The organism is Gillisia hiemivivida, assembly GCF_007997295.1.
GTDB classification, from domain to species: domain Bacteria; phylum Bacteroidota; class Bacteroidia; order Flavobacteriales; family Flavobacteriaceae; genus Gillisia; species Gillisia hiemivivida.
Map to the genome: position 1 here is coordinate 18644 of NZ_VORY01000020.1, position 13767 is coordinate 32410.

At 34.7% G+C, this 13767-nt stretch carries 14 protein-coding genes; 5 read left to right on the forward strand and 9 right to left on the reverse strand.

Annotated elements, in window-relative coordinates:
• Positions 1-3: 3 nt before the first annotated feature.
• From ES724_RS13475 to ES724_RS13490, 4 genes are all read right to left on the reverse strand, one after another.
• Positions 4-1299, reverse strand: a complete 1296-nt coding sequence (locus ES724_RS13475; protein ID WP_146933757.1) for an ABC transporter permease — start codon at positions 1297-1299, stop codon at positions 4-6.
• Complete coding sequence (locus ES724_RS13480) at positions 1292-2221, reverse strand: ABC transporter ATP-binding protein (protein WP_146933759.1); 930 nt, start codon at positions 2219-2221, stop codon at positions 1292-1294. The genes ES724_RS13475 and ES724_RS13480 overlap by 8 nt, the downstream gene beginning before the upstream one ends.
• A 348-nt stretch (positions 2222-2569) precedes the next feature.
• Complete coding sequence (gene dnaJ / locus ES724_RS13485) at positions 2570-3703, reverse strand: molecular chaperone DnaJ (protein ID WP_026839519.1); 1134 nt, start codon at positions 3701-3703, stop codon at positions 2570-2572.
• 40 nt (positions 3704-3743) lie between these two features.
• Positions 3744-4319, reverse strand: a complete 576-nt coding sequence (locus ES724_RS13490; protein ID WP_146933761.1) for a nucleotide exchange factor GrpE — start codon at positions 4317-4319, stop codon at positions 3744-3746.
• A gap of 152 nt (positions 4320-4471) precedes the next feature.
• On the opposite strand from ES724_RS13490, the gene ES724_RS13495 reads away from it, so the two are divergent.
• On the forward strand, positions 4472-5140 hold the full coding sequence (locus tag ES724_RS13495) for a YceI family protein (protein ID WP_146933763.1): 669 nt from the start codon (positions 4472-4474) through the stop codon (positions 5138-5140).
• Positions 5141-5189: 49 nt separating this feature from the next.
• Here the strand turns inward: ES724_RS13495 and ES724_RS13500 are convergent, their stop codons facing one another.
• Together ES724_RS13500 and mnmD are read right to left on the reverse strand one after the other, a co-directional pair.
• A complete protein-coding gene (locus ES724_RS13500) occupies positions 5190-6092 on the reverse strand; it encodes a TIGR01777 family oxidoreductase (RefSeq protein WP_146933765.1) in 903 nt (300 codons plus the stop codon).
• Between the two features lie 64 nt (positions 6093-6156).
• Positions 6157-6840, reverse strand: coding sequence for a tRNA (5-methylaminomethyl-2-thiouridine)(34)-methyltransferase MnmD (gene mnmD / locus ES724_RS13505; protein ID WP_146933767.1), 684 nt, complete (start codon positions 6838-6840; stop codon positions 6157-6159).
• Positions 6841-7166: 326 nt separating this feature from the next.
• On the opposite strand from mnmD, the gene ES724_RS13510 reads away from it, so the two are divergent.
• Positions 7167-8237, forward strand: coding sequence for a branched-chain amino acid aminotransferase (locus ES724_RS13510; protein ID WP_146933769.1), 1071 nt, complete (start codon positions 7167-7169; stop codon positions 8235-8237).
• Positions 8238-8610: 373 nt separating this feature from the next.
• On the opposite strand, the gene ES724_RS13515 is transcribed toward ES724_RS13510, so the two are convergent.
• On the reverse strand, positions 8611-8997 hold the full coding sequence (locus tag ES724_RS13515; RefSeq protein WP_146933771.1) for a pyrophosphohydrolase domain-containing protein: 387 nt from the start codon (positions 8995-8997) through the stop codon (positions 8611-8613).
• Positions 8998-9042: 45 nt separating this feature from the next.
• Here ES724_RS13515 and ES724_RS13520 point away from each other — a divergent pair, with 45 nt between their 5' ends.
• Positions 9043-9231: a hypothetical protein gene (locus ES724_RS13520; RefSeq protein ID WP_026839526.1), complete on the forward strand. Its 189-nt coding sequence runs from the start codon at positions 9043-9045 to the stop codon at positions 9229-9231.
• Positions 9232-9401: 170 nt separating this feature from the next.
• Here the strand turns inward: ES724_RS13520 and ES724_RS13525 are convergent, their stop codons facing one another.
• Positions 9402-11462 carry a dipeptidyl-peptidase 3 family protein gene (locus tag ES724_RS13525; RefSeq protein WP_146933773.1) on the reverse strand — a complete coding sequence of 687 codons (2061 nt, stop codon included), beginning with the start codon at positions 11460-11462 and terminating at the stop codon, positions 9402-9404.
• Positions 11463-11556: 94 nt separating this feature from the next.
• Here ES724_RS13525 and ES724_RS13530 point away from each other — a divergent pair, with 94 nt between their 5' ends.
• Entirely contained in the window at positions 11557-12612 is a 1056-nt protein-coding gene (locus tag ES724_RS13530) for an SRPBCC family protein (RefSeq protein ID WP_146933775.1), read from the forward strand.
• A gap of 17 nt (positions 12613-12629) precedes the next feature.
• Positions 12630-13001: a fluoride efflux transporter CrcB gene (gene crcB, locus ES724_RS13535; protein WP_146933777.1), complete on the forward strand. Its 372-nt coding sequence runs from the start codon at positions 12630-12632 to the stop codon at positions 12999-13001.
• A 1-nt stretch (position 13002) separates the two neighbouring features.
• On the opposite strand, the gene ES724_RS13540 is transcribed toward crcB, so the two are convergent.
• The gene (locus tag ES724_RS13540) at positions 13003-13608 is read right to left on the reverse strand and encodes a DUF1684 domain-containing protein (RefSeq protein ID WP_146933779.1); all 606 of its coding nucleotides are present in this window, start codon (positions 13606-13608) and stop codon (positions 13003-13005) included.
• Positions 13609-13767: the final 159 nt, after the last annotated feature.

Consider the following 13767-nt stretch of genomic DNA (forward strand, 5'->3'; position numbering starts at 1 on the left):
TAATTAATATTTAATCCATTTATACAATTCTTTATAGGTAGGTTTCTTACCATACATTAAAATTCCTACTCTGTAAATTTTAGCAGCCAACCACACTATACCAGCATTAGATACAAATAAGATAATTACAGAAATCGCTAGCTCATACCACGGCACTCCAAATGGAATTCGCATAAGCATAACAATGGGTGAGGTTAACGGGATCATAGAAAATATAGTAGAAACTGTCCCATGAGGATTTTCAATCACAGAGAAAAAACCAACATAGATCCCCAACATTAATGGTAAAATTATAGGGAACATAAATTGTTGCGTATCGGTTTCAGAATCTACTGCTGCCCCAATAGCAGCGTAAATAGCACTATAAAGAAAGTAACCTCCTATAAAATATATCAGAAAAAAGATTATCAAAGTTAGAATAGGCAAGTTGGTAATATCTACTATTAGCTGTTGTATTTCTCCATTAGAAACCTGATCCATTTCTTGCATTTGCGGCTGCGCTTCCATCAAATCCATGCCGGTAAGAGACGAGGTTATAAATAAAAGAACAGTTCCTAAAACAACCCAAATAGTGAATTGGGTAATTCCTGCTAAAGAAGTTCCTATAATTTTCCCTAACATCAGTTGAATAGGTTTTACTGAAGAAATTATAATTTCGATTATTCTATTGGTCTTTTCCTCGATCACGCTTCGCATTACCATGTTTCCGTAGATAATAATGAACATCATTAGCAGATATCCTGCCGCACCTCCAAATATCATCTTTATATAATTGGACATTTTTGAAGTTCGCATCCCTTCAAAATTCTCTATACGAATGTCTACTTGTGCCTCTGCCGCTTTAATTTGTGAAATATCCAAGCCCCGAGAAATAAGCTCTCGCGTAGTTAGGTTTTCTGAAATGGTGCGCTCAATCTGCCTTAGAATACCAATAGAAGGAGCTTCTTTCCCAAAGAATCGGATAGATTTAGCCAGCTCTGCATTATCTTGGATGTTTGGAATATATAACACACCATAATACTCTTTTTCTTTTACTAATAATTTTGCCTCCTCTAGAGAAATAGAAGATACATCTACAAAATCTATCTCCTCCTTATTTTCGAATTCTCCTTTAAATAAGTCACTATCATCTTTAACTGCAATAGTATGGGTTTCACTATTGTTAAGCATACTCAAGTAGGCGATCAAGGAGAACATTCCTACTAAAATTAGCGGGCTCAAAAAGGTCATCACAATAAAGGTCTTATTTCTTACCCTTGCCAGATACTCTCTTTGAATAATTAAGTTGAGGTTATTCATTTCTAGTAACGGTTTTAATAAAGATATCATTTACTGAGGGCACTACCTCTACAAAATGATTAACTCTGGATTTTGTGATTAAATATTGTAAAAGATCGTTTGGCGACTCATTTGGTTTTATTTGAATACTCAATTTTAAATCGTCTGCAAGTGATTTAAACTGTGCTTTCCCAACCTTAAAATTGCTTTTTAATTCTGCTAACAACTCATTTTCGTTAAAAGGATTCATTCCCACTTCGAAAGTATTGGTTTTATGCGCTCTTTTAATATCGTCTACTTTTCCGTCCAATAATTTATTAGACTCATGGATCAATGCCATATAATCACATAATTCTTCTACACTTTCCATCCTGTGAGTAGAAAACAAGATTGTAGCACCTTCCTTCCGGAGTTGTAAGATCTCATTTTTAATAAGATCTGCATTTACAGGATCAAAACCACTAAAAGGTTCATCGAAGATCAATAATTTTGGACGGTGAAGTACGGTGATAACAAATTGTACTTTCTGGGCCATCCCTTTGGAAAGCTCTTGGATCTTTTTATCCCACCAGTGCTTAATGTCTAATTTGGTAAACCAATAATCCAATTGCTCTTTAGCTTCGGCCTTGGTTAAGCCTTTAAGTCTGGCAAGATAAAGCGCTTGTTCTCCAACCCTCATAGATTTGTAGAGTCCGCGTTCCTCTGGCAAATATCCAATATGCCCCACATCATTTGGATGCAATGCTTTCCCATCTAGATATACCACTCCACTATCGGGCATGGTTATTTGATTGATTATTCTTAGAAAAGTGGTCTTTCCCGCACCATTTGGCCCTAGCAGTCCGAAAATACTTTCTCTAGGGATATTGATGGAGACATTATTTAGTGCAGTAAAATTGCCAAATTGTTTGCAAATATTTTCTGCAACCAGAAGATTATCCATAAAAGTCTATTATCTCGTAAATATATTGAAATAGCGCAGAAATGCTTTTATATAGCTAAGATTTTATTTTCATTCAATAAAGAACCTCGGGGCAAGCCCACGAGGTATGACTTGGAAAATACTTTTAAAAATTCGAAGCAAGCCCGCCTGAATGAAATTCTTTTCGGGCAGGCCTCGGGGAACCTGCCCAGCCGGTCAGGCGGGTTAAACCCTCAATGAGGGATTAAAACAAAAACCCACCCTTAAAAATATTAAGGATGGGAAAAAAATTGCTATGAAAAAGAAAAAGTATCACTAATTAAATTAGTGATACTCAAATATATAAAAATTATCTTAAAGTTTTCTTAATTAAGAAAACATATCTTTCACTTTCTCAAAAAACGATTTATCGCTCTTTTCTGGATTAGGTTGAAAATTTTCATCTGTTGCCATCTTCTCAAAAAAGTCTTTTTGCTCTTTGTTGAGTACCCTTGGGGTCCAAACATTAACATGCACTAAAAGATCTCCCTTTCCATAACCATTAATGTTCGAGATACCTTTACCACGAAGTCTCAATATTTTTCCAGACTGAACACCTTCATCTATTTTAATTCGCACTTTGCCTGAAACAGTATCTATTTCTTTACTTGCTCCTAAAACAGCTTCAGAATAGCTTATATAAAGATCGTAATGCAAATTATCTCCTTCACGTTGTAAAGTTGGGTGAGATTTTTCTTCAATAGCAACCAAAAGATCTCCTGGAACACCATTTCCTGGAGCCTCATTCCCTTTGTTTGAAACTTTTAATTGCATTCCATCCTCTACTCCTGCAGGAATTTTAATGGTTACAGTTTCTTCCGTTACCTTAAGTCCGTGAGCATCTGCATCTGCAGGTTTCTTATCTATAGTTTGGCCTGCACCACCACAAACTGTACATGGAGAAGCGGTTTGCATTCTACCAAGAATAGTGTTTGTAATTCGGGTTACTTGCCCTGTTCCACTACAAGTAGAACAAGTTTTATAAGTAGTTCCTTCTGCTTGAACTTTACGCTTTACTTTTATTTTTTTCTCGGCACCGTTAGCAATCTCTTCCAGGGTTAAACTCACTCTAATACGTAAGTTACTCCCTTTAACACGCCTTTGGCCACCGCCGCTGAAGCCTCCAAAACCAGAGAATCCGCCGCCACCGCCGCCAAAACCACTTCCGAAAATGTCGCCAAATTGGCTGAATATGTCATCCATATTCATACCGGCTCCGCCACCGCCGCCGCCAAAACCACCGTCAAATGCTTGGTGTCCAAAACGATCGTATTTAGCACGCTTATCGTCATTGCTAAGAATTTCATATGCTTCCGCAGCCTTCTTAAAGGTTTCCTCTGCATTGGAATCGCCCGGGTTTTTATCGGGGTGAAACTCTATCGCTTTCTTTCTGTAAGCCTTTTTTATTTCAGCCTTCGTTGCACTTTTGCTTAATCCTAATATTTCGTAATAATCCTCTTTCATTTTGTGATTTTGTAATTTTTAGTAGCGACTTAGATGTGAATTATTTTCCTGTCACCACTTTTGGATAGCGAATAATCTTTTCTCCAAGCATATATCCGCGCTCTACCACATCTACTATCTTCCCTTTCAGTTTATCTGAAGGAGCTGGAATTTGAGTGATTGCCTCGTGCATATCTGCATCAAAAACATCACCTTGCTTCACGTTCATTGGCTCTAAACCTTTATTAAGCAAAGTCTCATTAAATTTATTATAAATAAGCTCTACTCCTTTAAGTAGGTTTTTGTCTTTAGCTTTTTTAATTTCATTCATCGCTCTGTCAAAATCGTCTAAAACGGGTAACATAGCTGACATAACTTCTTGATTAGCGGTCTTGAATAACTCAATTCGCTCTTTAGAAGTACGTCTCTTAAAATTTTCGAATTCAGCGAAAAGCCTTAAAAATTTGTCTTTTTCCTTTTCAAGATCTGCTTTTAATTGATCATTCTCGGATAGCTGCTCTTCATCTGCTCCTGCCTCTACTTCCTCGATAGCATCGTCTAAAAGTTCTTCTATTTGATCTTTCACAGAATCCTTATTATTATCTTCACTATTATTGGTATCCTTATGTTTGTCCATTGTTGCGCAAAATTTGTTTTCATGCAAAGGACAAATTTGTTGCCAATCCTATTAAAATGTCAAAATGTCATCTGAAAAACTTTAATATATATTTATGAAAGGGGTGTTACTTAGCTTATTAATTTTGCACTTCATTAAAAATTAAGTTTAAAATGAAAAAAACAGTATTGAATATGTTTACAATTGCTGCAATAGGATTGGCAGTTGTGGGATGTAAAAACGAAAATAAAGAAGCTGAAACTACAGAAGCTCAAGAAGTTGCAAACGCAACAATGGAAGCTACTGTTTTTGAAGTAGACACTACTGCATCTGTGATTAACTGGCAAGGTGAGAAACCTACAGGAACTCACACGGGAACTATCAAGTTACAAGAAGGAACTTTTAAGGCTAATGATAGCGTTATTGAAAGTGGAACTTTCGTAATTGATATGACCTCTATTAAGGATACAGATCTTGAGGGAGACGATAAATTGAGTCTTGAAAATCACCTTAAAGGAACTGTAGAAGGTAAAGAAGGAGATTTCTTTAATGTAACTAAATATCCTACTGGCACTTTTGAAGTTACTGGAGTTTCTGAAAAAGATGGAAAAACAATGTTACAAGGAAATCTTACTTTAAAAGATGTTACCAAAAATATTGAATTTCCTGTGACTATCAACATAAATGAGGACACTATGGAATTAACTAGTGAAAAATTCAATATTGATAGAACAAAATGGAATGTGAATTATGGTTCTAAATCTGTTTTTGATGGATTAGGAGATAAATTCATTAATGACGAGATCGAGCTTATGATTGAAGTAAAAGCTAAAAAAGCTTAATTTCCTTAAAAGATATAAAAAGAGGCTGCAAATTGCAGCCTCTTTTTTTTTACAATAAATCCTCTAAAGCTTTAGTTAAGTTCTTATACTTAAACGTAAAGCCTGTATTTTCTATTTTATCTGAACTTACTAATTGACTAGATAAAACTACGGTAGACATATCTCCCAATGCTACCTTAAGAGCAATTGCAGGAACATTTGGTAACCACACATTTTTATCTAATTGCTTAGCGATCCCATCCATTAATTCGGTATTTGTCACAGGATTAGGAGCTACCCCATTATATACACCTTCAAGATTATTCTCCAAAATGTGCATATATAAGTTAGATAGATCTTCTATATGAATCCATGATTGCCATTGTTTACCGCTTCCAAATGCAGCACCTAAATTAAAATCTGCCGGCTCCTTCATTTTCTGTAAAGCCCCACCATTTTTTGCCAGTACTAAACCAGTACGCACTTTGGTAACTTTGATATTTAAATCTTTGAAAATATCTGCTGCTGCCTCCCATTTCTCTACAACTTCACCTAAAAAAGATTCATCTGTATTAGATTCATCTTCCGTGTAAAGTTTTTGCAAAGAGCTTGGATAAATACCTATAGCACTTGCAGAAATAAATTGTGATATGGTCCTCTTTGAAGACTTTAAAGAGTTAAATAATAGTTTGGCAGTTTCCACTCTGCTATCTATTATCTCTTCTTTATAACTAGAAGTCCATCGCTTAGCGATATTGGCTCCAGCTAAATGTATAATTACATCTACATCATTTAGACATTTATCATCAATATCCTTTGTAGTAGGATCCCAATAAAAGCCTTTATAGTTTGATTTGTTTTCAATCTTATCTTTACTCGTAGTAAGGTAATTTACCTCAATTCCTTTTTCAATACATTTATCAGCGAGGTTTGAACCCACTAATCCTGTAGCACCTGTAATTAAAACTCGCATATTTTTTTGTTTGAAGTTAAATGAGAACTTAAATGAAAGCTAACATTTTCACTAGGTTTAACAGCTACAACTCTATTTTTTTTGTTGCTCTTAACATTTCTCGTTTTCCGGGAGGTCCAGGTAGGCGTTCTACGACAAATCCGACTTCTAACATTGCACGACGAACACTACCTTTTGCCGCATAGGTTACCAAAGCTCCATTTGTCTTTAGTGCATTATACATTTTACTAAAAATCTGCACAGACCAAAGTTCCGGTTGGACTCTTGCTCCAAATGCATCAAAATAAATTAGATCATACATTTCATGATCTTCAATGTCTTGAAAGAATTTCTTCTGTTTTGTAAGTTTAAACCCTGATGTAATTTCCATTTCTACTTCCCATTGTGAAGAATGAATATCTTTAAAAAAACATTCAGCATTGGGATCTTTAAGTACTTCAACAAAATTCAATTTCTCAACTTCCTCCTTTGCCACAGGATATGCCTCTACACCGGTATATTTAATGGCGATATTTTGAGCAGATGCTTCCTCCCATGTAACCAAGGCATTTAACCCAGTACCAAAACCAATTTCCAAGATGCTGATCTCGGTTTTGTTGGTGTTATTGATGTAAGGGATCAATCCTGTATTAATAAAAACATGTTTGGCTTCCTGTAAAGCTCCGTGTTTAGAATGATATTGCTCATTCCACTCTGGAATATGGATGGTAGAAGAACCGTCTCCAGTAATTATTATCTCTCTTTTCAAATCTCGAATATTGAATGGTAAAATTAAAGCAATTAAAATGCTTGGTCTCAAAAATCTATGATAAACTCACGTCTTGAAACCAAAGTCTTAGAAGAAGGTGGGAACAAATAGCTCTTTCATCAATAAAGAATAAATATAGAGGTGACTGATTTTCAGAATTTTGGCTATTTTGTATTGAAACAGCATTAAAATTAACGATTATTTTAGAAATCAATAATAATTGTATAAAATTCTTGAAAATATTCTAGCAGTTGTTAATAATTTCAATCGATGTAACTTTGATTTTGTTTTAATTTCGGTAAATTTGCAAATCTAAAACAGATATAATGAAAAACGATCCAACCATCGATATTGATATAAAAAGAGCCCCTACCTCTAAAATAGATTCAATAGATTTTGAAAATTTAAAATTTGGGCACATTTTTACAGACCATATGATGACTTGTGATTATAAGGATGGATCTTGGCAGGCACCTAAAATAATGCCATACGGACCTATTTCCATGGAACCTTCTGCAAAGGTTTTTCATTATGGGCAAGCAGTATTTGAAGGAATGAAAGCCTTTAAAGATGATCAAGACCAGATCTGGATGTTTAGACCAAAAGATAATTTTAACCGTATCAATATATCGGCTAAAAGAATGGCTATTCCCGAATTTCCGGAAGACTACTTTTTTACCGCACTAGATGCACTTTTAAAAATGGATAAAGACTGGATTAAAAAAGGATTTGGAAATTCTCTTTATATAAGACCTTTTGTAATTGCAACTGAGCCTGGAGTTTCAGCCTCCCCAGGAACTAATTATAAATTTATGATTATTTGCTCTCCTGCAAAATCATATTATAATGGAGAAGTGAGAGTGAAATTTTCTGAAGACTATAGCCGTGCTGCAGATGGTGGTGTTGGATTTGCGAAAGCTGCAGGAAATTATGGAGCACAATTCTATCCAACCAATTTGGCTAAGGAAGAAGGATACCAACAAATTATCTGGACAGATGCGAATACACATAGCTTCCTTGAAGAAGCTGGAACTATGAACATTTTCTTCAGAATTAATGACACATTGATAACAACTCCTACTAACGACCGAATTTTAGACGGAATTACTCGAAAAAGTTTGATCGCTCTAGCTGAAGAGAATAATATTAATGTTGAAATAAGAAAAGTTCCTGTTCAAGAAATTTTAGATGCTGCGAAGGAAGGAACTTTAAAAGAGATCTTTGGAACTGGTACGGCCGCTACTGTTAACCCGATCTCTGGATTTGGCTATAAGGGCGATAAACATGAGTTACCTAAACTAACAGATTCTTATGCAACTTTCTTTAAAGATAAATTGATGAAAATTCAATATAATTTAGCTGAAGATAAGCATGGTTGGAGATATTTAGTGAAATAATCTATCTACCACTTATAAATATTAAAAAAGCCTCGAAATTAATTTCGAGGCTTTTTTAGTTCATGACTAGAACTCAATGAATGTTTGATAATTTATTCACCTGCACTGGTAACTGTCGGGATGACAATAAAACAGAGTTCTTTCTGAAGGAAACGTAGAGGACTGAAAAATCCCAATAAAACAGAATCAATATAACTAGAGACCCCCGAGTGTCGGGATGATAATAAAACAGAGTTGTCATTTTGAAGGAAACGTAGTGGACTGAAAAATCCTAATAAAACAGAATCAATATAACTCGAGATCCCTCCTAGCGTCGGGATGACAGGCTTTTTTATCTGCGCAGAATGAAACATCTTATAGAGATTAACTTTATTTACTTATCTAAGATTTTCTGAATCTCAGGCTTAAAATAATTTGGCCCTTTCAACACCTTTCCATCTTCCCTGTAAATAGGCTTTCCATTATCACCTAGCTTGCTCATATTACTGCGCTGTATCTCTTCAAAAACCTCTTCTATTTTATGTTGCATCCCATGCTCTATAATGGTTCCACATAAAATATATAACATATCTCCCAAGGCATCAGCCACTTCTGTAAGATCATTATTATTGGCAGCTTCCAGGTATTCCTCATTTTCCTCCTTCATCAAATTAAAGCGAAGCATGTTTTTTGCCTCACCAATATCTGCAATAGGCTTGTCATTCATTCCCAATCCAAATGCGGTATGAAATTCTTGTACGGCTTCAATTCTTCTTTTCATTATAAATTGCGTTTTAAAAGTTAACTTTGCCCTAAAATAACAAAAATGTTTAGTACCGGACAATGGATTTTTGCTGCAATATTTTTTCTTTCGTTTGTAGTAGTAATAATCTTCAGTTATAGAAAAGATATTGCCATCCACAAAAAATATCATAAAGGAAGTTTATATGTGCTCCTTGGTTTCCTTATTTTTATTGGATTACTGTTTGTAATTAAGTCTTATCTCAAACATTAATCCTTAATAATAAATCAAAAAAAAGCCTCGATAAATACAATTTATCGAGGCTTTTTGAAATCAAGAACCTCCGGGCAAGCCCACGAGGTATGAATTGGAAAATCTTTTCAAAAGTTCGAGGCAAGCCTCGGGGAATTAAACCCTCAATGAGGGATTAAGTTTCCAGCTGTTTATTCTACAGTCTCAGCTACTTTTTCTTCCTTTTTCAAGAAGTGAAAGTTCTTTGTATAATCCATCATTTGTGATGCAAAATCTTTAGGTTGTGTAACCTTAATAGATTTTATCTCGTTGTTGTCATCCATCTCTGGAACCAGCACAGGATTTACAAATCCGCTGTAAGGAGGAGAATTGAACTGTGCATTTCTATCCAGAACTTCTTTATGAATAGCTTGATCTACTTTAACCCCGTAGTTCTCTACCAAATTCTTTGCAGCATTAAAATCACCTTCAGATTTAATTCTTTGGGTTTCTTTTAATAGCTCTCCAAATAACTCACGTAAACGCTCATAGTTTTTGATATCAAAATACGTTTTACCATCTCTGGTTACTTTCTCGATAACTCCTTCTTCTTTCCCTTTTTCATAAACCCATGCGCTTACCCATTGTCTATTACGCATGTGAGACTCTTCTACATCATCTCCTATGTTCAATCTTCTTAACTGGGTCATTAGTCCATTTCTAATATACCCATCATAAGCAGCCTTCCCTGTCTTTTTCCAGTCATCTGTTAATCCAAGTTCCTGGATCTTTGGATCCATTAAATAATAAAGACCTACAAGGTCTGCTCTACCTTCTTCCATTGTAGAAGCATAGTTCTTTAAAGTTTCTTTAGTTTCTCCAACCCCAGGATTCAATTGTCCAGAAGCGTGACCTACTACTTCATGAAGTGCGGTGTGCAATTTATCTGCATTTTGCCCGTATTCTTCCTCTAAAGCAATTTCTTCTTCGTCATTAGCAAATTCTTGTAAGACACCAGTACTTCCTGCATTATTATAAGCTTCAATAATATTTCCTAAAGAAACAGATTTACTACCATGAGCAGCTCTAATCCAGTTGGCATTTGGTAAATTAACTCCAATTGGCGTACTAGGTGAAGCATCTCCAGCCTCTCCAGCAACCATTACAGTTTTGTAAGTTACTCCAACTACAGATTTCTTTTTGTGCTCCGGCATCAAAGGAGAATTATCTTCAAACCATTGTACATTGTCTTCCAAAACCTTCATTTTTTTAGACATTTCAAAATCCTTGATTTGTACAATATTTTCATAAGACCCTCTATAACCTAGTGGATCGTTGTAAACTTCAATAAAACTATTGATATAGTCTATATTTCCTTCTGTAGCTTCAACCCAGGCAACATTATAATCGTCCCAAGTTTGAAGATCTCCGGTTTGATAATATTTTATAAGCAATCCTAAAGCATTTCCTTGCGCCTCATTTTCAGCAACAGCTTTCGCTTTTTCTAACCATACCACAATCTGGTCTATTGCATCTCCATACAATCCACCACTTTTCCAAACTTTTTCTACTAGTTTACCATTTTCTTTAACTAAGGTTGAATTCAATCCGTAAGAAAGTGGCTTATCTTTATTAGGTGAAGATTTCTTTTTGTAAAAAGCTTCAACTTCAGCAGCAGTTACGTCTGGACCATAAAAATTAATCGCAGATCCTTTCAATAAACCTTTGTTAGGATCCAGGTTAACTTTTTTAGCATCTTTATCATTAAAGATCACCTCATAAGGCTCACCGGTGAGTTCTGTTTTAGTTTCAGCTAAAAGAGTATCTAAATATTCTTTGCTGAATTCTGGTTTTATTTTATCGTTAGAATAGTGATGATGGATCCCATTAGAGAACCAAACTCTCTTCATATAAGTTTCAAAACCTTTCCAGTCTGAAGCTTCCTTATCTCCACTATAGTTAGCGTAGATATTCTCTAGAGCATCTCTAATTTCTAGATTATGTCTATAATTCTGGTCCCACATAATGTCACGACCACTTAATCCCGCTTGAGTTAAGTAATAAACCAATTTTTGTTCTTTCAAGGTCAAGTCTTCAAATCCTGGAATTTGGTATCTTAAAATCTTTATATCTGCAAATTCTTCAACATTATAATCGAAATCTGATTCGGCAGAAGTCTCTGCTTCAGCAACTTCTTTTTCCTTGTTATCATCCTTACAGGAGAACACTAGGGTAGACATAAATATTAATGACAAAATGAATTTAACTTTCATATTTTTTCTGTTTAATTTTCCTACAAATGTAGTAATTAGCATCTTGATATTTAACTATATTAGCATTCTGAACCTCATTAACACCTAATTTTAAATGAAAATTTTAAAATATTTATTTTTTTTACTACTTATTGTATTTATTGCAGGAGCTATTTATGTAGCCACAAAAGATGGAAATTATCAAGTAGAGGAGACTACAATTATAAATGCACCGGTTCCTGTGGTGTTTAATGAAGTAAATAATTTTAAGAATTGGGAGCAATGGGGTCCTTGGATGGACGATTCAGAGGATATGATTATCAATTATCCCGAAAAAACTATTGGCCAAGGCGCTAGCTATTCATGGAAAAGTGAAGAATTAGGAGATGGTTCTATCAGTAACACCAAAGTAATTCCAGATTCTAATATAGAACAGATCTTGATGTTTAAATCTCCTTATGGCGAATCTAAAAGCGATGTCTATTGGAATTTTATTGAAGTAGAAGAAGGCACCAAGGTAACTTGGGGAATTCAAGGAAAGCATAGTTTTATGGAAAAACTTACATTCACTTTTATGAACGAGAGTTTTTCTGAAATGATCCGTCCTATATACAAGGAAGGTTTAGAAAAATTAAATACTGTGGTACTTGAGAAAATGAGTTCCTATTCTATCAATGTAGATGGAGTTACCACTCATGGGGGAGGGTTTTATATGTATACTACTACGGCTACCAAAATTTCCCAGATCCAAACTAAGATGCAAACGATGTTTGCAGATGTTTCTTTATATATGGAGGAAAATAACATCTCTAAAATGGGAAATCCTATTGTGCTTTATAATAAATTTGATGAGCAGAATAATTCTGCAATCTATTCAACCGGATTTTTCACACCAAGTTTAATTATAACTCCAGCAGAAAGCACGGTCCTAAACGGAATGATGCCTGTGCAAAAAGTAATAAAGACTACTTTAAAAGGAGATTATAAAAACTTGAAAGAAGCTTGGGAGAATGCTTATATATATGCCCAAGAAAATAGTTTACCCCTAAATCCAGATAGTCCAGCTTTCGAAGTGTATTCAATTGGTCCAGATAAATCTCCAAATCCAGCGACCTGGGTAACAGAGATCTATATTCCACTTTTAGAAGTTGAAGAACAACCTATCTTATAATATTTATAATCCTTTAAATGAAAGCGATATTAATGGTTTTTCTAGGTGGGGGTTTAGGAAGTGCATTACGCTTCGTGATCTCTAGGGGTTTAAACAAATCTGCACTAGAAATTCCATTTGGCACTTTTACAGTAAATATTATTGGGAGTCTTTTATTAGGACTAATTCTTGGGATTTCTCTTAAATCTGGAGCACTTTCTAATAATACTATTTTATTTCTTGCAACTGGCTTCTGTGGCGGCTTTACCACCTTCTCAAGCTTTGCATTCGAAAACCAAGCTTTTCTTAGAGCTGGAGATTATACCAATTTCGCATTATACACATTTGGCAGCATAATAGCAGGTTTTACAGCCGTATTCATAGGCTTATATCTATCTAAATTGGTATAAGCTATTTTTTATATGCTTTTACCCCAACCGGAATTTCGATAGAAATATCATTTTCTGAAGGTGGAATGGGACAAGAATACTTCCCATTGTAGGCACAATAAGGATTATAGGCTTTGTTGAAGTTAAGAGTAATAGTATTTCCTGTGGGAATCCTCATATCTAGATATCTGCCTCCTCCATAACTAGTCTCACCATTGGTAGCATCTGTAAATGGGATAAATAGATAACCTACATACTCAAGCTTGGTTATTAACTCCTTATTTTGATAGATGTTTAATTTGAATGCTTTTCCTTTCAATTCAAAATAAGCTTCTCCATACTTCACATATATCGGCATTCTATCGGTTGTAGTAGGCATAGAAAAAGGAGATTCATAAGGCGTTCTTACAAATTCAGCTTCAATCACAAAGGTGGTATCAATATCAAAAAAATCTAAGGCTTGGAATTTTTTAATATCTTCTGAAGTAAAGGGAGATTCTTCAGGATTTGCAAATTCTAAATTTAAATGCTTCTGAAAGGCAACAATATTATCCATTTTTGAAGAATTCTGCGCAATAAGTTGAGAAGCATTCAGAATTAATAGTATCAAAAAAAGCAACTTTTTCATCTATTTAAATTTAGAACACAAAAATGAGGATATTAATTTGAAATACATTTTTTAAACTTTTTTATTGAAAGCCAGAGTATTCTGTTTTTTAAGTAATCATCTACAAATCGGAGTATTCAGATTTTTCGTCATGCTGTTCCTAAAACTATCGGAATTGTT